Raw genomic sequence first — 20,030 nt, 5'->3', positions numbered from 1 at the left:
CGTATTGTATTTTTAGGCGCTCTTTCGGGGTCATCGAATCGTTTCGGAAAGATTCGCCTTTGAATTCTCCCCATCGTTTTTCGAATTTTGAAAAACGTCCACATACAAAGTCCGTTTCCTAAGGTTTCGGATCTTGCGTTCCTTTTGAGAAGCATCGGTTTGCGATACGGTCTTTTGCAGCGGAGAAAATACGTTTTTTCCGATCCGGGATTTTGTAATCAAAATGAAACATTTCTCTCATCTGATTGTAACGTAAATGAAATATAGATTTCGATGAAGTTACAAAAAGTTCAAGTAGAGAAGGGGAACGGCTTCGGGCCGGTATCTTGAAATGGAAAAGAAAGAGAAACGTAATATAAGAAGTAGAAAGTTACAAATCGGTTTTCAGATCTTCAGTTTGGTTTTGCTGGCGGAAACCGGTTTGTTCGCGCAGGAAAAACCCGCAGGCGGCGATAAACCCGCGGAAAAACCTAAGAAAGAATTTTACGAAGACAACGATACGGGTTTGATTTATTCGAAACCCGGTCCGAACCGCACGAAGATCGATTCTCTCGGCGGTAAGGAAAATAATTTTCCGGAGCGCAAAGACATGCAGCTCCCGAATCATTTCAAACACAGACCGGACAACATCAACGAAGAGAAACTCGTGATCGCTGCCAGAACTCAGTTTCGCGGAGTGAGCGGGGATCACAATTCTTCCTTTTCCGGGAACGAAAACTTTCATACCGCGGACGCGAACTTCCGAAGACTTCGTCTCGGATTCTTTTATCAAGGCGCGAAGTGGTGGGGCTTTGCGACACAACTTCGTCTGGAAAACGCGCTCAACAGTCAGTTCTTAAGAGTGACCAAGGATAAAGCGACAGGCGACGTGCAGGACGTGACTCTCAACGATTCTCGCGGTTTGATCCACGAGGCGGTGATCTGGATGAACATTCCTTTTTTAAGCTCACGGGTTACTCTGGGGCAAATCAACGTTCCGTTCAACAGAGAATACATTCAAAGTTCGGCGAACTTCATTTCTTTGGAAAGATCGCTCGTAACCAACATGCTTCCTCAGTTCGACACGGGCGCTATGATCGCGGTTCATCCTCTTGAAGCGATCGACAAAAAATATACGAGATACTTATCCTTACACGGTTTTATCGGTAACGGCCACGGGGGCGGCGGCGACTACGGTTACGGTAGAAGACAGGACAACACCGCGGCGCGTCAAAATCTTCCTCAGTTGCTCGCTCCGATTTATTACGGAAGAGTTCAATACAACGCATTCGGCGGTTTGATCAAAAAAGACAAGGACATCGGCTGGGTGGAAGGAGACGAGATCTTTCAGGACGACGCCAAACTCTCGTTAGGCGCCGCAGTGGCTCAGACGACCCAATTAAAAACTTCTCAACCGGTTCCCGTGGAATATCTTTTGAAGGATTTGAACCCGACCACGAGACTCGCGATTCAACAGACGACTCCGACGAACGGAACCGATCCGACGGGGCTTCAGTCCAATTATCTCGCGGATAGAACGATCACAACTCCGGGACGTCCGAACCTCGGTATCGTAGGACATACGTACGACTTCACATTCACTTGGAAGGGTTTTTATCTCAACGGAGCTTGGAGTAAATTTTCCGGTTCCGCCGCAAATCAAGCGATGGGTTATCACGGAATGATCGGCTATAACTTCCATTTATACGATTCCAAATACCTCATGCCGGTTCTCAAGGCCGAGTTTATGAAAGGCGATTGGAATCAGAATCAGATGTTCGACCCCGGAGAAGCGTATTACATCTACTGGGCCGGAATCAACCTGATGGGAGATTATCATCTTTATAAGGTTCAGCTTTTTTATCAGGTCATTCATACGAACAACGCTAAGAATTTTTTTTGGAACACCACGGATAACCGAGATTCGAGAACCGTTTATCTTCAGTTCCAGGCGAACTTCTGGACGGGAACATCCTCTCCGGAAAACATTTCCGGCGGAGCGATTTACAGACAGGATTATTGATCCGAGTCGGACCTAAAAGACGGAAAAGAATTTTAACGTTAAGCGAAATTAAGAAACGAGAAGGGATCGATCGAACAATTTCAGAATCGATCCCATCTCCACCTTCCCGCTCGGGGAACAGAACAAAGAATAGGCTTGGTTGATCGTAAAACCGTCGACCAAGTATCGAAACAAAACGAAAATCTCCTCTCTGTCCATATCCTTTTTCAAGTAGTTCAGATTCTGCGCTTGTTTGATGTTCTTGAGATGATATCTTCGATACAATCGGTTATAGTAATCGATCTTCTTCTGAAGTTTTTCTTTGGTGAGAATTTCGTTCGTTAGAAACTGATAACAAACACGGTTGAGTTCCTTTTTGGAATGAATGTCCAAAAGAATCGGTTTGAGATATTTGTCCCGGATATCCTCGGAACTTTTACATTTTAAGAACAGGGATTGAGTCACTTCCAAATCCTTTCGAGCCGCGTAGTCGATCAGAATGTAGATCAGATCGTCCTTGCTCTTAAAATGTTCGTAAAAGGTTCCTTTTGCACAACCCGCTTGCGCGGTGATGTCTTCCACTCTCGCTTCGTGAAAACCCTTGCTACTAAAAACGGCAAGGGTCGCCTCCAAAAGTTTATCTCTCGTCTCCAGGGATTTTTTGGATTCTTTTCCCGAAGCGGGGTAATAAGCCCCGAAACCGGGAAAGGAATTTTTTTTCCCGGATTCCGATGGATAATCTTCTTTGGCGTTTGCGCTCAATGGGTCACTTCTTCTTGTTCGATTTGCCGGTGAACTTCATCGTAAGATCGTTGAACACCGATAAGGTGACCGGAACATACAGAAGACTTCCGAGCGTACCGAAACCCAATCCCCAACCCAACGCCAAGGTCATAGGAATCAAAACCGGATCCGAACCTCCGAGGCTGTACGCAGTCGGCAACAAACCGGCAACGGTGGTAAGAGTCGTCAAAAGAATCGGTCTGAATCTTCTTTGGCTCGCTTCGATCAGAATTTCGTCCATGGTCGCCTTCGAATCCTTTTTGATGGAATCGATACAATCCACGAGAACGATCGACGCGTTTACGAGAACCCCCGCAAGACCGATGATACCGATCATCGCCAAGAAGCTGATCGATTTTCCGGAAAGAGGAAAGCCGATCACGATGCCGATGATTCCCAAAGGAATCGTACTCAAGATCAGAACGGGTTTCCAAAAACTTTTGATCGTAAGCGCGAGAATTCCGAAAATACCGAAGATCGCGATGATTCCCGCCTTAGCAAGAGAAGCCATGGATCTCTGCGTATCCTTTTCTTCCCCGCCGAAACTGATCGAAACTCCCGGATATTGTCTTTCGATCAAAGGTTTGAATTCGTTGGCCACTCTTTGGTTCGCGTCGTGCGCCGTGATTTCGTCTAACTTTACGTCTCCGTTGATTGTGATCGCGCGTTCGAAATCCTTATGCGCCAAAAGTTCCGGAGATTCGATCAGATCCATCTTGGAAATCTTTGCAAGATTCGTAATATTCCCCGCCTTGTTTCGAAGAGGAATCGTTTTGATCTCGTTCGGATTTTTGCGGAAGTCCTTATCGTAAAGAACTCTCAGATAAATTTTCGTTCTTCCTTTGCGGACGGTTCCCGCTCTTTCCCCGTCATACGCGGCGCGAAGACTGTTCGCGGCGGACAAGGTAGAAACTCCCGTAAAACTTTCGAGACCTTCGTCGAGTTGAATATACATCTGCTTCCGGCCGTAACGATAATCGTCCCGAACCGAGAACACGCCCGGAATCGATTTTAAAAACGCCTGAAGTTCGTTCGAAATCTTCTTTAGAGTTTCGTAATCCTTTCCCTGGATCGAAATCGTGATCGGCGCTCCGATCGGAGGAGCGTTTCCGAATTCCTCCAAAAAGATTTCGTTTACTCCCGGAGTTTTTCTCAACTCGGGTTCGATGGAACGGAGAATCGCGGAAGCCTTACGTTCTCGTTTCGATTCCGGGGTAAGATAGATTAGGATCACCGCGAGGTTCTCGCCGAAACGGGACAAAGGATCGTCCGGATCGGTTTGTTGAACTCCGATCTTCGTGGAGTAACTGACCAATTCTTCCTTTGGAATTTTTTGAACGATACTTTCCATGTACTTCATCTTCTCTCTGGTTTGAAAGATTCTGGAAGTCGCGGGAAACTCCGCTTTGATCATGATGATCTCGATGTCCTCTTTCGGAAAAAGAATAAAGTCCATCTGCGACATCGCGCCGCAGGAACCGAAAACCAAAAGAAGAATCACTCCGAACGAAGCCTTCTTGTGACGGATGTTAAACGAAACGAATTTCGTAAAACCGCTTTCGATCGATTGAAAGATCGAATCCATTTTGGCGCGGAATCTGCTTTTGACCTTCATCTGATCGGGACTTTTTGCGAACGCAGCGATTCTCGCGGGAAGAAACAAAAAGGATTCGATCAAACTCGCGGTAAGAGCGACGATCACGACCAAAGGAATTTCCCAGATGAACTTACCCATGATCCCGGTCATAAACAACATCGGTAAGAACGCGGTAACCGTAGTAAGGTAAGAACCGAAAATCGGAACGATCATCTCCACGGTTCCGCGCAGCGAAGCGGTGAACGCGTCGTTTTTTTCCGCGAGATACGTGTAGATGTTTTCCGAAATCACGATCGAGTTGTCGACGAGCATCCCGAGCGAGATGATGAGACCCATCATCGAAATCATGTTGAACGAAACGTCGAAAAACGGAAGAACCGAAAACGTCATCAACATCGAAAACGGAAGGGATAAGGAAGTGAGGGTCGCCGTTCTAAAATCCAGAAAGAGAAAAAGAATTCCGAACACGATCGCGAAACCGATCAACGCATTAGACGAAACCACGTTGAGGCGGTTCTTGGTTCTTTTCGCTTCGTCGTTGAGAACGAAGGTTTTCATACCCGAAGGAAAGGTTTGGGAAAGATCCTTCAGCCTGGAATGAACGTTAGCCGCGACTTCGATCGCGTCCGCTCTTTCCTTTTTGATGACGGAAAGAATCAAACCTTGTTTTCCGTTTGCGATCGCGAGAAAACGGGGATATTCGAACGTGTCTTCCACTCGCGCGATATCGCTCAGTTTGACGGTGGAAAAAATCTCGTTGGTCCGAGTCGGAATTCTTCCGATTTCGGAAGGTTCTTTGAATTCTCCGTCGATTCTCAAGTCGAAAGCCGTTTCAGAATCCACCGAACCCGCGGGAAGATTGATGTTCCGGTTGCGGATCGTATTGGTGATATCGTTCAGATCGAGGGAATACTGCTTTAGTTTATTAGCATTTACTAATATTTGCCATTCTCTGTCGCGTTTTCCGAAGACGTCCACTCTTGCGACGCCGGGAATCTTTTCGAGTTCTCGTTCGATAAACTCGGCGGTCGTATGAAGTTCGATTTCGTCTTTCCCGCCGAAAACCGAAAACTCGAGAATCGGAAACGAACCGGATTTACGTTCGGTCATCTTCGGTTTTTCGGTGACCTGAACCGGGAATTCCGACATCGCGTTGTCCACGGCTCTTCGGATTTCGTTTAAAACCTTTTCGGGGTCTTTTTCCTCCAAACTCACTCGAACGTCTATGTCCGAGACCGAGTTTCGGGAGAAGGAACGAATTTCGTCGATCCCGTCGATTTCCTTGAGTTTTTCCTCGATCGGATAAGTGACCCGAAGTTCCACGTCCGCCGGAGAAGCGCCCGGGAATTTCGTGGAAATGACCATTTGTTTCATATCCACGTTCGGGAACGCGTCTCTCCGAAGGCCCAAAAGGGAAAGAAGTCCGGATAAAAAGATGAAAACCATCCCCAAATACATGAAGAGGCGATTACGGATAAAGGATTCTATTAGTGATCTCATATTGATTTTTATTTCTGACTGACTGGTCAGTTTCTCAAATGGTTCGTTTTGCTGTCAAACTTGAAAATGTAGGAACTCCTAAAAATCGTAAATGTTGCGTTTTGGGGAGAATGGACGGTGTGGGAACTCCCACAAAAAATCTCATTTGACACCGTCAGAGGAAGGAATCTGATCTCAAGAGTGGAAAGAAACCGCCTTGCATTAGCAATTACATTCGTATTAACCATTTTGTCCGTTTTGATCGGACTCGTGAACATCTCACTCGCGACGACCACCTCCAAATATTCGCGGACGACGGGCGGAACCTTTTTCAGCACGGCTCCGATCGGCGCGGCTCTGATCAAAATCGAGGGAGAAATTCATTCCGGACATTCCACTTTCGAATCCACCGGTTCCGAAAGTATTCTTCAGAAGCTGAGAGATATAGAAGCAAATCCGAATATTAAAGGAATCTTAATCGAAATCAATTCTCCCGGCGGAACCGTCGGCGCGTCGCAGGAAGTTTACAACGAATTGATGCGGCTTCGGAAAACCAGAAAGATCGTAGTGTCGATGAAAGACATGGCGGCGTCGGGCGGATATTATATCGCGGCTTCCGCGGATAAGATCTTCGCGTTATCCGGAACGATCACGGGTTCGATCGGAGTGATCGCGATGGCTCCGAACATCAAAGGACTTTTGGATCGTTACGGAGTGAAGATGAAAGTCTACAAAGAAGGAAAGTATAAGGATTCTCTTTCTTTGTTCCGCGACGCGACTTCGGAAGAAGACGAGATGATTCAAAAGATGTTGTCCGATACGTACAACGAATTCATTCAAGACGTCGCTAAGGGAAGAAACCAAACCGTAAAGTCGGTTCAAAATCTTGCGGAAGGACGCATCTATTCCGGACAAGACGCGTTTAGAAACAAACTCGTGGACGAGATCGGCGGAAGAAAAGAAGCCTTGGAAGAATTATCCAGACTTTGTCAATACGACGGAGAAATTCCGTTATACGAAGAGGAAGAATCTCCTTTCGACAGATTGTTTATGATGTTGGGTTCGAAGATGAATTCTTTTTCGAGCGAAAGAATCTTCTTTAAGGAATTCAAAAATTCTCCGGTGCTTGTGATCCTTCCGCAGGCGATCAGGTAAAACACTTGAAAGATTTATTAAATTCCATTCTCGAGTTATTGGAAGCCTCCTTATACGAACCGATCCGCTTGGAAGCTGCGCTCGCCAATCTTACCGAAAAAAATCTGAATCTGTTCTCATGGATCGTTTTGATTCCGAGCGCGCTCAGCATTTCCGTAGGAGCGACTTATCTTTCCCCTCCTTATACGAGCGGTTCTATGGGAATGATCGGGCTTGCGTTTCTTGCGAACCTTTCCATGATTTCCATTCTTCCCATGATCTTGGGAGCGGTGATCGATTTTCACGCGCAGAAAAAACAAAGAACCGGTAACGTTCATTTTTCGTATAACCTTTGCCGTTTCGGGATGGCGATCTTTACGTTTTTTACTCCGCTTGCGATTCTGCTTCGAGAAACCGGTTTGACCGGAGGAATCGGTTATTTTCTGATTCTTATTTTTCTGATCGGTTATTACGTTATGATTCTTTCCAGAGGAATTCAATACATCTACGATTTGAAAACTTCGGACGCGGTTCGTTTCGCGGTGACCGCGGCGGCGCTTTCGGGCGCGTTTCCGTTCGTGTTTTATTTTTACATTTCCGGTTCCATTCTTCATTTGATTTTATGAATATTCTTATCACGAACGACGACGGAATCGCTTCTTCGGGAATCAAAGCCCTGGAAGCGATCCTTCAAAAAGAACACAATACGTTTTTGATCGCGCCCTTGCGCGAACGATCGGCGACTTCCATGGCCTTGTCGATTTACGATTCGATGCGCGTGGAACGGATCAACGACAATCATTATATTGTGGACGGTTATCCCGCGGACTGCGTAAACATCGGTTTGCACGGAGAAATCTTTCCGAAGATCGATCTCGTTTTATCGGGAATCAATCGCGGCGTGAACATGGGCCACGACGTTCATTATTCGGGAACGGTCGGCGCCGCGAGACACGGAGCGATTCACAGCAAACTTTCCTTGGCGGTGAGTTCCGGAAACGTAAATAAAGAATATGATTATATTCAAGAAGCTGAATTCGTTCGTCACTTCATCAACGAATACGTTTCTCTTTTGAAAGTCGGAACGGTCTACAACATGAACATCCCTTCCGATTTCGTTTCTTCGATGGAGAATTTAAAGATCACAAAACTCGGCAGAAGAACTTACGAAGACACGTATTCCAAAAAGAACATTATCGGAGGAATCGCCGATTTTTATCTCGGAGGTTCCGAACTCGGTCATTCCGCGGAAGAAGGAACGGATTTCGCCGCGTTCTTTTCGGGAAAAATTTCCTTAACGCCCTTGTCCTTGGATCAAACGGATTCTTCTTTGTTAAACGAACTCTCGAATTCTTTGAGTAAGAATGGCAGATAAGGATAAGAATAAAAAATCCGCTTCCGCGAAGAAAAGGATTCTCCAGGAAATCAATAAGGAAAATTTTCTTTTCGCTCTCACTCTGATCGACCGGGAAATTTCCTCCGGAAACGAAGACCCCGAACTATATTATAATTTTGCGATATGTTGCGCGAGAACGGACAATCATAAAAAATGTGTTTCCATTCTCGAAGAACTTTTGGAAAAATTTCCGAGATTCGGTGAAAGAGAAAATTCGATTTTGATGATCGTATATTCTTTGATTCAAAATAAGGAATATTCCAAGGCTCTTGAAAAATGCGAGGAGCGTCTCAAGGTTCAAGTGGACGATCTGAGAATTCTTTCCATGAAGGCTTTCGCTTTGGAAAAGTCGGGACGAATTCAGGATGCGATCGAAATTCACAAGAGAATTCTCAGATTGCGTCCCGATTATAAAAACAGTTTGAATTCTCTCGGTTATCTTTTGTTGAACCAAAGGGAGCCGAGCCCGGAAGAATGGAAATTGGCCGCCGATTGTCTGAAAACGGTTTTGAAAAACGAGCCCGACAATCCGGCTTATCTCGATTCGTTCGGCGTTCTTCTTTCCAAAAGCGGTAAAAAGGAAGAAGCGATTTTGGCTTTTAAAAAAGCTCTCTCGAAAGCTCCTACACATCCCGAGATCTTACGACATATAGAAAAAGTAGAAGACTCTACTTGACAGTGCGGCTGTTTTTAAAAACATGGAGTCGGAAACGGGATGTAGCGCAGGGGTAGCGCATCTGCCTTGGGAGCAGAGGGTCGTAGGTTCAAATCCTATCATCCCGATTTTCAATCCTCCCAAGACTCGGTAGCTCAGTTGGATAGAGCAACTGCCTTCTAAGCAGTGGGTCGGGGGTTCGAATCCCTCTCGGGTCACCAGGATAACAGAGACGGAGAACGTAGCTCAGTTGGTAGAGCTCCAGTTTGTGGTACTGGCCGTCGCGGGTTCGATTCCCGTCGTTCTCCCCAGTTTTTGTGGGAACTCCTTCATTCGCCGCTTTTACAAAAGAATTTTCCAGCTACACTTCAAAGCCCTCTTCGAATTCGATTCGATTTTACTTTTCAGCTTCGGTACTTTTCGATACTTTTATTTTCGTTTCAACTTCGTTCGATCTGAGTTCAATTCTCGCTCAACCAAATGTCTTCGAGGCAAAGTTCTTCGCGCGCGTTTTTGTTCGGTTCGTTGGGATTCGTTTTGGAAGTTGCCGCGTCGGATTTTTCTTTAGGCCAAGTTCCTTTGACCGTCCAGATAAACATCTTTTGTGGGAACTCCTCCGTCGCTTCCGGTTTGTAGTAAGAATCTAAAGGAATGCTAAAGTGTTTTGATTCGGAGAAGTTCAGAATTCTTTCTCCCAAAAGTTGATCCTTGGGCAATCGAAGTTCCTTGTCCATGTCGATCGATTCTCTGAGAATCAAATCCAGCTTCATTTCTCCGACGGTTTGTTTGCAACCTACAACATGAAGTGTTTTCCATTTCGAGATTGCCGGTTTCCCGTTGGCAAGATGATGTGTTTGTCGTAACTCCACTAAAAAATCTTCCGGCGCCGTGGAAGGACGTCGTTTCGTCCAAGTTGTCGTAGGATTTTGATCCAAGAGATGAGAGATTCTCGAGTTACGATCTCCAAGATAGGAATTGGTAAAGTCAAAAGCCAAAAATGGGGGTTGAACCGTAAACGTCTCGATTCTATTCTTTGTCGTGTTGTAGAGATAGAGATTCCCGGAAAGGATTGCGATCGGGAAAATTAAGGTTAAAATTTTCGAAAGGTAACTTTTGGAAATCACAGAATCAAAAATGTAGGATCTCCTACTTTGGGCAATCAGGATTCTGTCCGGAAGCGCGACTTGGTTCTACTCGAAACGATTTAAAAGACGAAGGTAAAGAATGATGAAAGTGGGAATTGCCGGTGGAACCGGTTTGATCGGAAGCAATCTGGCGAAACGTCTGTTGGAACTCGGACATTCCGTACGGATTTTCAGTAGGTCTTCCAACATTCCTTCGAATTTGCGCGGCCAAAAAAACTTGGAAGTTGTCGGAGGAAGTTTTCCGAAAACGAAAGACCTGGAAGGACTGGACGCGCTTGTCAATCTCGCCGGATCTCCGATCGCAGGCGTGCGTTGGACCGACAAAGTAAAGGAAGAGATTCGTTCTTCCCGAGTGGATTATACGGAGAATTTGGTTTCTTCCTTTTTGAAAATTGTGGGAACTCCTCCCAAAGTTTTTATCCAAGGTTCGGCCGTGGGTTACTACGGTTCCTACGAAAAAAACACGGAAGAATTTTCGGAGAATTCTCCCTTAGGAAGCGATTTTCTGGCGAGCCTTTGTTCCGACTGGGAACACGGGATCGAAGCGATCGCAAAACTTCCCGTTCGATCGATTCGGGTTCGAACCGGAATCGTTTTGAGCAAGGACGGAGGCGCTTTAAAAAGTATGCTTCCTTCGTTTCGATTGGGTTTGGGCGGGCCGATCGGTTCCGGAGATCAGATCTTCAGTTGGATTCATATCGACGACGCGGTGAACGCGATCCTTTTTGCATTAGAAAATTCTAATGTTTCCGGCGTGGTGAATCTGACCGCTCCGAATCCGGTGGACAACGAAAAATTCACGAAAACCCTTGGAAAGGTTTTGAGACGTCCCGCTTTTTTTCGTGTTCCCGCGACGGCTCTGAAGATTCTTTTCGAAGACGGGGCCGAGGTTCTTCTAAAAGGCCAAAGGGTTGTTCCGAAAAAACTGCAGGACAACGGATATTCTTTTCTGTATCCGAACCTGGAAGACGCGTTACGCGCTCTTTTGAAGTAAAACGTTATCCGAAATCGATCAAAGGGAGAATTCTTCCCGAATCACCGGATGTTTTTGGATTTTTTCCAGAGCTTTCACGATCAATTTTTTTCCGATTTCGGTATGATTCCAAACGTTGAGACCGGAAGGATGCGGAAGAGGAATCCAATCGAGTTTGACTCCGTAAAAATCTCTGGAGAATTTTTGACCGATCACGTCTTCCAGTTTGTATTTTTTGATTTCGATCAACTGATCGATCGCGAGTTTTCCGATCGGAATCAAAAGTTCCGGTTTGTGAAAACGAACCTCGAACTCTAAAAATTCGGAACAGTTCGCCACTTCCTCGGCGTCGGGTTTACGATCCCCGCTTTTCGCTTTTCCGGGAAAACAACGACAAACCGCGGACATGTTCACTTTGTTTCGAAACGTTTCCTCTTCGATTCCGATTTTTTTAAACCAACCGAAAAGAGTTTTGCCCGCCGTATAAGCGAACGGTTTGCCGAATCTTTCTTCGTGAACGCCGGGCGCTTGTCCGAGGCTGATGATTCTCGAGGAAGGCACACAACCGTGAACCGGGTTGCCTTCCATTTTGGGGCATTTTCTACAACTTAAAAGATGATTTAGATGATTTGAATATTCTGATTTTCTGTTTTTCATTCGAGGGAAAGAATCAATTTACGAGAATGTTGACCGCGTCTTCCAAGGTTCCAGTGACTCGGATCAAGGACTTCAACTTCGTAAGTTCCAGAATCTTGTTTACTTGGGAAGAAGGGGAGAACATCGCGACCCCTCCCTTTCCGTTTTTGACGAGCCTTGCGTGAGTGCTCATAAAAACCGCGAGCCCGGAAGAATCTATATATCGAATGTTTTCCATATTCACAAAAACGAATATAAAACCTTTGTCGATCAGATCGAAAATTTTTTCCTTGAGTGCGTGCGCGGAATAAAGATTGATCTCGCCGCTGATCTTGAGAACGACCGCGTCCTTTGGAAAGTTGCCGGGAAGACCTTCCTTTTGAAGGTTCACGTTCAACTCGTTGATCGAAAAATCCACATCCTCGCCGTCCAGGTTCAGAGAATCGTCTGCTCCCATGTTTCTATCTCCCAGTTCTATTTTTAGATTCGATTTTTAGAATTCTCCGACTCCGTCCGAAATTCGGAACGTATAAAGCTGCGGTTCGTTTTTAAATTTTTGAAAATAACGGTCTTTAATTTTCCCGAACAGTATATCTCTTCTACCGACTTTGTCCAGTATCAAAACACAGCCGCCGAAACCGCCGCCGATCATTCTCGCGCCCAGAGCCCCTTCTTTCTTAAGTTCTTCGACTATAAAATCCGTCTCTTCACACGAAACTTCGTAGTCTGTCGAAAGGGAATTGTGGCATTCGAAAAGAATTTCTCCCGCCTCTTTTGCGTTTCCGTTTTTCAAGTTATGAATCATACGCTCGGTCCTAAATCGTTCCGAGGTGACATGTCTCGCACGTTTCGTTTCGGCTTCGTTCAAACCCAGGGCCGGATTTTCCGCGTCTTCCGGTTCGGCGGAATAAAGATTGAGAAGCTCCGGTTTCGCTTTTTTGATTTTTAAGAACGCCGACTCCACTTCTTTTCTGCGATCGTTGTAAGCGCTATCCTTGAGGGAATGTTTCACCTTGGAATCGATGAGATAGAATTCGTAACCGTCCAAGCGCATTTCATAATAATCGTAATCCAGGGTTTCCGTATTCAACGCGATACAAAAACCTTCTTTTGCGGTGGCGATCACGAATTGATCCATGATTCCGCAGTTGACTCCTACAAAACGGTTCTCCGCTCTTTGACAGAGCAGGGCGATATCTTCCCTCGAAAGTTTCCAATCGTGAATTTCGGAAAGCGCGTACCCGACCGCGACCTCGAAGGCCGCCGAAGAAGAAAGCCCGGCGCCTTGCGGAATGTTTCCCCAAACGACCAGATCGAAAAAATCGGAAACGTAATCGAGTTGTCTCAATTCTTCCACGACTCCGAAAACGTAATTCACCCAGGAATGTTTCGAATCATACGAAGCCTTCGAGGTTTCTATTTTTTCGTTCGAGGACGCGGAATAAATTCTAAACTTGCCGACGTCGTTTTTACGGATTGCGATCCGAATCGAAACGTCGATCGCCGCGGGCAAAACGATTCCGCCCGCGTAGTCCACGTGTTCGCCGATGATGTTGATTCTTCCCGGGGCCGAAAAAAATCGGATCGGATCCGAGCCTGGGGAAAATTGAGTATTCAGGACTTTCTCTAAGTCTTCTCGATTCATTCTATGTTTTACGTTTGAAAATCCCGGAAACATTGATGCAGGTTCGTATTCCCGTCAATCCTTCTCCGTTTTTTCTAAGCGCTTACGACTTGGTTTTTTCTTGCCCGTCGATTTCATTTTTCTAAACTGTTCAAGCGCTCGTATTTCGGGAGAATCGAAAAGGGTTCTCGGAGTCGAAACGTTCAAAAAGGGATTTCGTAATAATTTATGATTCGATTGGAAACCAGATTCGCTTCGTCTTTTGTTGATTCTCGGGAATTCGAACCCTTTTTAGCGCAAGCCGAAGCGGCTCGACGTACGTTGCATTCTTTCCAAGGAAAGGGAAAGGAATATCTGGGATGGTTGAATCTTCCGAAAGAGATCGACGATTCCGAAATAGAAAGAATCATTCGAGTTTCGGAAAAACTCCGCGCTTCCTCCGAGGTTGTAGTCGTGATCGGAATCGGGGGTTCTTATCTCGGTTCCCGCGCCGTTCTCGAAGCGACCCTTCCTTTTTTCAAAAAAGCTTCCCAAGGAAATCCCGAAGTGATCTTTGCGGGACATCATCTCGAATCCAGATATCTTTCCGAGTTGATCGAATATTTGGAAGACCGCGACTTTTCCATAAACGTAATTTCAAAATCGGGAACCACGACCGAACCCGCGATCGCGTTCCGACTTTTCTGGGAACTTCTTCGTAAGAAATACGGAGCCTCCGCGGCTTCGAGAGTCGTCGCGACCACGGACGCGTCCAAAGGCGCCTTAAAGACGTTTGCGGACGCGGAAGGATTCGAAACGTTCACCATCCCCGACAACGTGGGCGGAAGATATTCCGTTTTGACTCCGGTTGGTTTGTTTCCTCTCGCCGTGGCCGGGGTTCCGATTCGCGAATTTATATTAGGATTTCAGAATATTCTAAAGGACCTGCACGCCGAGTCCGATCCGATCGCTAATCCCGCGACGTATTATTCCGCGCTTAGAAACTACTTTTTGTCGAAAGGTCGTTGTGTGGAAATATTAGCGAATTTTAATCCTTCTCTGAGATACATTTCCGAATGGTGGAAACAACTTTTCGGGGAAAGCGAAGGAAAGGAGAATAAGGGGATTTTTCCCGCGTCCATGGACTTTACCACGGATCTGCATTCTCTCGGACAATACGTTCAGGAAGGAAAAAGAATCCTCTTTGAAACCGTACTGAGTCCCGAACGAACGCATTCTAACCTGACCTTAAAACCCACGCCGGACAATCTGGATTCTCTCAATTTTCTTTCGGGGAACACTCTGGCTCACGTAAACGAACAGGCCCGTCTTGGAACGCTTCTCGCACACGCGGACGGGGGCGTTCCTTGTTTGGAATTGATCTTCCCCGATATATCGCCCGCTTCCTTGGGCGAGGTGATGTATTTCTTCGAATATTCCTGCGCGATCTCGGGTTATTCCTTGGGTGTAAATCCTTTCGATCAACCGGGGGTGGAAGCGTATAAAAAAAATATGTTCGCGCTTTTGAACAAAACCGGTTTTGAAAAAGAGGGAGAATCTCTTCGCAAAAGAATTCTCGGCAACTAAGAGTAAGAGTTTATTTGCCCTAATCAGATTGTATTATATAATTTGTAATAAAAGTATTTCCCGCTCTTTCTCTTTTCGATGAAATTTATTTTCCTGCTTGACATCTTTTAAATTTAAGAACCCGATGAAAGGATGAAGAGGAAAGGAAACAAAACCAGCTCCGTTCTGGCCGCCTGCGTTCTGGCGTTTCTGTTTTTGTCCATATCCGTAACCTCTTCCAGCAATCTTCCTGGGAAGTTGCATCCCCACAAACAAACAATAGACGGGGTTGAATCCGAATATAAAGAGCCGGTTCAGTTGGAGGAGGAATCCGAATTCCTTCTTAGCGTCCTCTCTTTAACCCACAAAAACATTCTGTTCGTATTCAAAGGCAAAATAACTTCCCTCCAGGATAGGTTCCAATTCCATTTCTGTAACATCCAAACTCTAAATCTGCTGAATTTACCTCCACCCTCTCTCGTTTAACTAGTCTAAGCCTTCTAGCTTTTGTCCTTTAACGGGGGAAATATGTCTTACAATCCGCTTCTAGTTGCGTTTGTGATATTCAATGCGGCGTTCTTAAGTCTTCGGACCACGGCCTTATCGTATTCTAATCTTATCGCATCGTCCTTATTACTGTTTGCAACTTACGGATCTCCAAATTTTGCCAATCCCGGTCTTGAGAATTTACTCGTTCTTAAGGGCGGGGTTGGCTTACTTTTTTTCTCGTAAGTTCGATTCTTGATTTAGCTCTTGGTAATTGCGTCTTTCGTTTTTCGATGGAGAATCTTTCGAGAACTCCTGAACTCGAACGACTTTCGTATACTTTCCTCTTTTTCAAAAGCGGCCTAAAAATGGGTTTTCTTTCTCGGAAAACTCAGATAGGTTTTTCGGGGAATTTTCCCTTAAGCAAAAATGGACCAAGAATTTAAAAGATGGACCCGTCTTCTCAGGGCGATCGAGTCCGGAACACGGATCGAACTTTCCGGTTATATTCTAAACGATTCCTTTCGATTGAATTTGGAAAAGTTCGTCAAACTCTGTCTCGAAAACTACGGCAAAAGCGATCTCGCTCCCGTCGTTTATTCCGTGATTCAGGAAATGCTTCTACGCGCGGCCATGTCCAATCTACGGGAATATTATTCCTCCGAAAACGGAATCGATTCCTTCGATCAAAACGCGTTCGATTCGAGCGAGGAAGACTTTAGAAAATTCTTAAATACGTTGGATACGAAGTTCGTCCGTTCCGCGTTGAAAACCAAAGGTCTGTTTTTAAAGGTTATCATCCATCACAACGACACCGGCTTGGCCGCGGAAGTATTACACAATTCTAAAATGATTCCGTTTATGGAGGAACGTCTCCGGAAATATCTGGCCTCCGCGATGGATTATAAAAATCTAATGGACTACTACGATTCCTATCCCGAGGACCGAGAGGGCAGGGACATCGGTCTTGCGTTTTCGATTTTGATGCTTCGGGAAACGGGTTTAAAGCCGGAACTGCTTCGGATCGGTTCGGGGGAAGAGGTTCATACTTCGAGACTCGAAGTTCCTTTCGGGGAAGAATACAGAAGTATTCGTAAAAAAATACTGAACGACGAGGAGATTCTTCCTTTTCCGAAAGAAGCGCACGAAACTCCTGCGGAACTTCCGTGGAAAACGAGCCGTTGCAGTTATTGCGGTAGAACCGTGGACGATCGAATTTTCTTTTCCAAAATCCCGGACGATATTCCGGTTAAGTCGATCCCCGAGCCGATCCGCGCTGGCAACGGAATCTGCGCTTGGTGTCTTTCCTCTTATCTCTGAATCGGAAGTTTACAGAGCTCCGAAAATTCTCCCCAACGAGTACCGAGTCTTTCGGAAAAGTTTTGGTTCTTTAGAGAAAGATAATATTCTTTTTCGCCGAGATCGATCGCCTCTCCTTCGAATCGGATTCCGCCTAATCGTCGTTTTGCGGATAATTCTTGGAACGTTTTGGATAGATCGAAAAATGTTTCAGGCGGTATCGGTTTGAGGACGGAGCTGTTCAATACGGAAATGCCGACGTAGAATAGGTTTCCGTTTCCGAAAAGAATTCTCCCTTGATCCAATCCCAATCCCGTATAACCCGCCGACTCCGGTTGCGGTAAAAGATACAAAAGGCAATCGTTTTCTTTCAGCGCGGTCGGAAGCGAAAAATTCTCGGGTGGAAAATATAAAAAATCGGGATTGATGATTCCGATCGTTTCTCCCATCCAACCGGCTCTTTCGAGTCCCGTTCGGATTCCTCCTGCAGTTCCGAGAATTTCTTTGTTTTCGTCCGAAAAAATTATTGGGAAGAGCGAAAACGTTTCGAGTTCTTTTCGAATTTTTTCTCCGAGATAGTGCGTGTTGATCACGGCGCCTTCGGCGTTTTGTTTCCAGGCTTGAAAGAGCGCGTAATAAATCAGAGGAATTCCGTTTACGGGCAACAAGGGTTTGGGAAGGTCCTTGGTGAGTTCCTTCATCCTCGTTCCGAATCCGGCGGCGGGAATAAAAAATTTCACCGAATCGCCTTTGTGTCTTTCATCGTTTGATTCCCTTCATGAAAGTATAATTCTCCAGAAGTTCTTCCTTCAATAGATGAAAGAACACGTAGAGTTGATCGGGAAACAATCCAGCCTGTACGATTTCCAAAAGATTGTCGAGGGCGCTTAACACGCTTTCCCGATATTTATCCATCTTCTTATCGGCGACGAGATAAAAATAAGAACCGAGAGCCTTGTAAGAACGTTGTAGGCATTGGATGTAATAACATTCCTTGGACTTTGGAAAATTCTGTTCGCTCAACTTTAGAAAAAGCTGATAGAGTCCTTGTCTCATCGCGAAAGGAATCGGTCGATACGCGTCGTATAGAATGCTCGAAAGATCGTAGAACGGAGTTCCCATTCTCGCGTCCTGAAAATCGATCATACAGATCTCGTTTTCGGAATTGATGAGAAGATTTCTTCCGTGAAAGTCCCTGTGACAAAAAACCTTTACGGGATATTCCGCGAGAAAGCCGGAACATTCCTCGATGAAGATTTTCACCTCGCTTCGAAGTTGGGTTTTTAATCCGAATTCCTTTTGGAACTTTAGATAATTCGTATATGTGAATTTGCTTTCAAACCCGAGTTTTTCGAGATCGAATTCCCTCGAACTCACCGGCGGAATCGGATTCGTTTTTTGAAGTCGCACCAAGAGTTCCACGGATTTTACGAGCCATTCTCTGTATTCCACGTCGTCGGTTATGGAAGTCAGATCCTTGTCCCCTCCGTCGCTCATCAAAATCAAAAAATGTATCAGATCTTTCTTAAGAATTTCGGGAACCGTAAACTGTTCGTGACTGAGAAAGTCGGCGATCTCGATGAAGTCGTGTTGAAAACGAACGTCCTTACAAAGGATCAAGGTTTCGTCGGGATAAAAGACGCGGAAGTATTTTCGATCCGACGCTTCGATCGTTATCGGTACGATTTTCTGCGGAAGTTTTCCGGAATATTCCAAAAACTTCAATTCTTGTTCTGTCAGCGGAGAATTGGAACTCATGTTTATTTTTATACCTTGTCCGGAAAAACCAAACGGAACTCGGTTCCCGAGTTCGGTTCCGATTCGATCTCGATTCTGATTCCGTATTGATCCGCGATTTCCTTGGCTACGAACATCCCGAGTCCGGTTCCTTTTCCGATTCCTTTGGTGGTAAAATACGGTTGATAGATTTTTTGAATCACTTCTTCGTTCATTCCGATTCCGTCGTCCAGAATCGCGACGATCGGATGATGATTTCTGATATATACAGAAATCTTAATATTTCCTCGGTTGCCGGTCGCGTCCGCGGAATTCAACATGATGTTGGAAAGTAAAAGAGAAAGTTGATCCTGATTGGATTCGATCATCACGGGTGTGGATTCGGGTTGAAAGTGGATGACGCAGTGTTTGAGTCTGGACGTTTTTTGAAACACGTCGATCACACTTTCCACGGAGTCGTTCAGGTTGATCGGTTCCGAGGATTTGCGCAGACTTTCTCCCGGCTTTCCGAGTTGCAGAAGATTGTTCGTGAGAGTTTTCAACTTAATCAACTGACTCCAAGTGATCGAGATCGCCTTTTGACGGATCTGTTCCGTGGAATCGGGCATCTTCGCGATTTCGATATGACCTTGGATCGCGGTTAAGGAATTGTTGATCTCGTGTCCTATACTCGATGCGAGCGTGGAAAGAAATGCGCGTCGTTCCGCATCTATGAGTTTTTCGGAGATCAGAAGTTTGCTCGTGATGTCCCTTGCGATTCCGGTGTAGTAGGTTTGACCTTCGATGTCGTAATAACAAACGGAGATGTCGTAGGTTCTCACTTCCCCGTTTTTACTTTTGAGATCGGCTCGGTTGATTCTCGCGATTTGTTTCCGGGCCTTTCGTTTTAAAAGTTGGGCCACCTTGTCCATGTAGATACTTTCCATACCCGGAGGAATCATCGCGGTAAAATGTTTTCCGATGATCTCCTCTTCGGAATAACCGAACGCGTTAAGCGCGGCTTGGTTCATACCGGAGAATTTCATATCCTGATCGAGAGTGATCACACAATCGCTCGTCGCATTGAGAATATTATAATTTTGTAAATAAAGATCCTTGGCTCTTTGTGCGAGTTTCGTGTTTTCGGTTTCCGATTTGATCAGGGTTTCGGTGTGTTTGTCCCTGGTTTCCTTTTCGGTTTTCGCCTTTTCGAGGACTTCGAGTATGTTCGTTCTTCGGATGGGTTTGGAGATATAATCGAAGGCTCTGTTACGAACCGCTTCTTCCGCGGTGGTAAGATCCGGGTTTCCGGTCATGAGAATGACGGGAATGTTCTCGTTGATCTTGCGGATTTCCTTCGTGACTTCGATTCCGTTTTTACCGTTCATCACGATATCGGAGATGACCACGTCCACCTTTTGACTGCGTATGATTTCGATGGCGGAATCGTAGTCCTTCGCTAAAAATACGCGATACCCTTCCTTGGAAATGACCCTTTCCAAAGCCGTGCGAATTTCGGATTCGTCGTCGATAACGAGTACTGATGTGGACTTTGATTCCATGGCTTAAAATGCCTCGGTG

Annotated in this window: 18 protein-coding genes and 3 tRNA genes; 12 read left to right on the top strand and 9 right to left on the bottom strand. The window is 45.6% G+C overall.

Annotated elements, in window-relative coordinates; all coding sequences use genetic code 11:
• Window positions 1–331 precede the first annotated feature (331 nt).
• Window positions 332–2,002, top strand: a complete 1,671-nt coding sequence (locus LEP1GSC052_RS14070) for a porin (RefSeq protein ID WP_010573613.1) — start codon at window positions 332–334, stop codon at window positions 2,000–2,002.
• Between the two features lie 48 nt (window positions 2,003–2,050).
• On the opposite strand, the gene LEP1GSC052_RS14065 is transcribed toward LEP1GSC052_RS14070, so the two are convergent.
• Window positions 2,051–2,743, bottom strand: coding sequence for a TetR/AcrR family transcriptional regulator (locus tag LEP1GSC052_RS14065; RefSeq protein ID WP_010573614.1), 693 nt, complete (start codon window positions 2,741–2,743; stop codon window positions 2,051–2,053).
• A gap of 4 nt (window positions 2,744–2,747) precedes the next feature.
• On the bottom strand, window positions 2,748–5,861 hold the full coding sequence (locus tag LEP1GSC052_RS14060) for an efflux RND transporter permease subunit (RefSeq protein ID WP_040913042.1): 3,114 nt from the start codon (window positions 5,859–5,861) through the stop codon (window positions 2,748–2,750).
• 180 nt (window positions 5,862–6,041) lie between these two features.
• On the opposite strand from LEP1GSC052_RS14060, the gene sppA reads away from it, so the two are divergent.
• The 7 genes from sppA to LEP1GSC052_RS14025 all read left to right on the top strand — a co-directional run bounded on the left by sppA (window position 6,042) and on the right by LEP1GSC052_RS14025 (window position 9,336).
• On the top strand, window positions 6,042–6,995 hold the full coding sequence (gene sppA, locus LEP1GSC052_RS14055; protein ID WP_020986454.1) for a signal peptide peptidase SppA: 954 nt from the start codon (window positions 6,042–6,044) through the stop codon (window positions 6,993–6,995).
• A 5-nt stretch (window positions 6,996–7,000) separates the two neighbouring features.
• Window positions 7,001–7,600 carry a hypothetical protein gene (locus tag LEP1GSC052_RS14050; protein WP_010573617.1) on the top strand — a complete coding sequence of 200 codons (600 nt, stop codon included), beginning with the start codon at window positions 7,001–7,003 and terminating at the stop codon, window positions 7,598–7,600.
• The gene (gene surE / locus LEP1GSC052_RS14045) at window positions 7,597–8,349 is read left to right on the top strand and encodes a 5'/3'-nucleotidase SurE (protein WP_010573618.1); all 753 of its coding nucleotides are present in this window, start codon (window positions 7,597–7,599) and stop codon (window positions 8,347–8,349) included. The genes LEP1GSC052_RS14050 and surE overlap by 4 nt, the downstream gene beginning before the upstream one ends.
• Window positions 8,339–9,046, top strand: a complete 708-nt coding sequence (locus LEP1GSC052_RS14040; RefSeq protein ID WP_010573619.1) for a tetratricopeptide repeat protein — start codon at window positions 8,339–8,341, stop codon at window positions 9,044–9,046. The genes surE and LEP1GSC052_RS14040 overlap by 11 nt, the downstream gene beginning before the upstream one ends.
• Before the next feature lie 35 nt (window positions 9,047–9,081).
• Window positions 9,082–9,153 (top strand) — tRNA-Pro (locus LEP1GSC052_RS14035).
• 16 nt (window positions 9,154–9,169) lie between these two features.
• A tRNA-Arg gene (locus LEP1GSC052_RS14030) sits at window positions 9,170–9,246 on the top strand.
• A 14-nt stretch (window positions 9,247–9,260) separates the two neighbouring features.
• Window positions 9,261–9,336, top strand: a tRNA-His gene (locus LEP1GSC052_RS14025).
• Window positions 9,337–9,486: 150 nt separating this feature from the next.
• On the opposite strand, the gene LEP1GSC052_RS14020 is transcribed toward LEP1GSC052_RS14025, so the two are convergent.
• Window positions 9,487–10,149, bottom strand: coding sequence for a hypothetical protein (locus LEP1GSC052_RS14020; RefSeq protein ID WP_010573620.1), 663 nt, complete (start codon window positions 10,147–10,149; stop codon window positions 9,487–9,489).
• Between the two features lie 103 nt (window positions 10,150–10,252).
• On the opposite strand from LEP1GSC052_RS14020, the gene LEP1GSC052_RS14015 reads away from it, so the two are divergent.
• Window positions 10,253–11,164, top strand: a complete 912-nt coding sequence (locus LEP1GSC052_RS14015) for a TIGR01777 family oxidoreductase (protein ID WP_020985973.1) — start codon at window positions 10,253–10,255, stop codon at window positions 11,162–11,164.
• 18 nt (window positions 11,165–11,182) lie between these two features.
• On the opposite strand, the gene LEP1GSC052_RS14010 is transcribed toward LEP1GSC052_RS14015, so the two are convergent.
• The 3 genes from LEP1GSC052_RS14010 to galK are packed head-to-tail and all read right to left on the bottom strand — an operon-like array spanning window position 11,183 to window position 13,424.
• Entirely contained in the window at window positions 11,183–11,800 is a 618-nt protein-coding gene (locus LEP1GSC052_RS14010) for a uracil-DNA glycosylase family protein (RefSeq protein WP_084492235.1), read from the bottom strand.
• 13 nt (window positions 11,801–11,813) lie between these two features.
• Complete coding sequence (locus LEP1GSC052_RS14005; RefSeq protein WP_010573623.1) at window positions 11,814–12,236, bottom strand: STAS domain-containing protein; 423 nt, start codon at window positions 12,234–12,236, stop codon at window positions 11,814–11,816.
• Between the two features lie 36 nt (window positions 12,237–12,272).
• The gene (gene galK, locus LEP1GSC052_RS14000; protein WP_040913583.1) at window positions 12,273–13,424 is read right to left on the bottom strand and encodes a galactokinase; all 1,152 of its coding nucleotides are present in this window, start codon (window positions 13,422–13,424) and stop codon (window positions 12,273–12,275) included.
• A gap of 207 nt (window positions 13,425–13,631) precedes the next feature.
• Here galK and LEP1GSC052_RS13995 point away from each other — a divergent pair, with 207 nt between their 5' ends.
• From LEP1GSC052_RS13995 to LEP1GSC052_RS13985, 3 genes are all read left to right on the top strand, one after another.
• Window positions 13,632–14,969, top strand: a complete 1,338-nt coding sequence (locus LEP1GSC052_RS13995) for a glucose-6-phosphate isomerase (RefSeq protein WP_020986635.1) — start codon at window positions 13,632–13,634, stop codon at window positions 14,967–14,969.
• A gap of 132 nt (window positions 14,970–15,101) precedes the next feature.
• Window positions 15,102–15,434: a hypothetical protein gene (locus tag LEP1GSC052_RS13990; RefSeq protein WP_040913040.1), complete on the top strand. Its 333-nt coding sequence runs from the start codon at window positions 15,102–15,104 to the stop codon at window positions 15,432–15,434.
• A 429-nt stretch (window positions 15,435–15,863) separates the two neighbouring features.
• Window positions 15,864–16,754 (top strand): hypothetical protein, encoded by an 891-nt coding sequence (locus LEP1GSC052_RS13985; protein WP_010573627.1) that lies wholly within the window; start codon window positions 15,864–15,866, stop codon window positions 16,752–16,754.
• On the opposite strand, the gene LEP1GSC052_RS13980 is transcribed toward LEP1GSC052_RS13985, so the two are convergent.
• The 3 genes from LEP1GSC052_RS13980 to LEP1GSC052_RS13970 are packed head-to-tail and all read right to left on the bottom strand — an operon-like array spanning window position 16,745 to window position 20,011.
• Window positions 16,745–17,473, bottom strand: coding sequence for a nucleotidyltransferase family protein (locus LEP1GSC052_RS13980; protein WP_010573628.1), 729 nt, complete (start codon window positions 17,471–17,473; stop codon window positions 16,745–16,747). The two genes, LEP1GSC052_RS13985 and LEP1GSC052_RS13980, sit on opposite strands and share 10 nt — an antisense overlap.
• Before the next feature lie 19 nt (window positions 17,474–17,492).
• Window positions 17,493–18,491 carry an aminoglycoside phosphotransferase family protein gene (locus LEP1GSC052_RS13975; RefSeq protein WP_010573629.1) on the bottom strand — a complete coding sequence of 333 codons (999 nt, stop codon included), beginning with the start codon at window positions 18,489–18,491 and terminating at the stop codon, window positions 17,493–17,495.
• Window positions 18,492–18,499: 8 nt separating this feature from the next.
• Window positions 18,500–20,011, bottom strand: a complete 1,512-nt coding sequence (locus LEP1GSC052_RS13970) for a hybrid sensor histidine kinase/response regulator (protein ID WP_010573630.1) — start codon at window positions 20,009–20,011, stop codon at window positions 18,500–18,502.
• Window positions 20,012–20,030 lie beyond the last annotated feature (19 nt).

Origin of the sequence: Leptospira kmetyi serovar Malaysia str. Bejo-Iso9, assembly GCF_000243735.2 — a bacterium.
In the GTDB taxonomy this organism is placed as follows: domain Bacteria; phylum Spirochaetota; class Leptospiria; order Leptospirales; family Leptospiraceae; genus Leptospira; species Leptospira kmetyi.
The sequence above is the reverse complement of the archived record's forward strand: the minus strand, read 5'-3'. Positions and strand labels throughout refer to the sequence as shown.

Excerpts from the sequence above, each read along its gene's own strand:
- LEP1GSC052_RS14005 (WP_010573623.1), bottom strand. The coding sequence starts at position 12,236 with ATGGGAGCAGACGATTCTCTGAACCTGGACGGCGAGGATGTGGATTTT.
- LEP1GSC052_RS14060 (WP_040913042.1), bottom strand. The coding sequence starts at position 5,861 with ATGAGATCACTAATAGAATCCTTTATCCGTAATCGCCTCTTCATGTAT.
- LEP1GSC052_RS13995 (WP_020986635.1), top strand. The coding sequence starts at position 13,632 with ATGATTCGATTGGAAACCAGATTCGCTTCGTCTTTTGTTGATTCTCGG.
- surE (WP_010573618.1), top strand. The coding sequence starts at position 7,597 with ATGAATATTCTTATCACGAACGACGACGGAATCGCTTCTTCGGGAATC.
- LEP1GSC052_RS14070 (WP_010573613.1), top strand. The coding sequence starts at position 332 with ATGGAAAAGAAAGAGAAACGTAATATAAGAAGTAGAAAGTTACAAATC.
- LEP1GSC052_RS13970 (WP_010573630.1), bottom strand. The coding sequence starts at position 20,011 with ATGGAATCAAAGTCCACATCAGTACTCGTTATCGACGACGAATCCGAA.
- galK (WP_040913583.1), bottom strand. The coding sequence starts at position 13,424 with ATGAATCGAGAAGACTTAGAGAAAGTCCTGAATACTCAATTTTCCCCA.
- LEP1GSC052_RS14015 (WP_020985973.1), top strand. The coding sequence starts at position 10,253 with ATGAAAGTGGGAATTGCCGGTGGAACCGGTTTGATCGGAAGCAATCTG.
- LEP1GSC052_RS13975 (WP_010573629.1), bottom strand. The coding sequence starts at position 18,491 with ATGAGTTCCAATTCTCCGCTGACAGAACAAGAATTGAAGTTTTTGGAA.
- LEP1GSC052_RS14040 (WP_010573619.1), top strand. The coding sequence starts at position 8,339 with ATGGCAGATAAGGATAAGAATAAAAAATCCGCTTCCGCGAAGAAAAGG.
- LEP1GSC052_RS14010 (WP_084492235.1), bottom strand. The coding sequence starts at position 11,800 with ATGAAAAACAGAAAATCAGAATATTCAAATCATCTAAATCATCTTTTA.
- LEP1GSC052_RS13990 (WP_040913040.1), top strand. The coding sequence starts at position 15,102 with ATGAAGAGGAAAGGAAACAAAACCAGCTCCGTTCTGGCCGCCTGCGTT.
- LEP1GSC052_RS13985 (WP_010573627.1), top strand. The coding sequence starts at position 15,864 with ATGGACCAAGAATTTAAAAGATGGACCCGTCTTCTCAGGGCGATCGAG.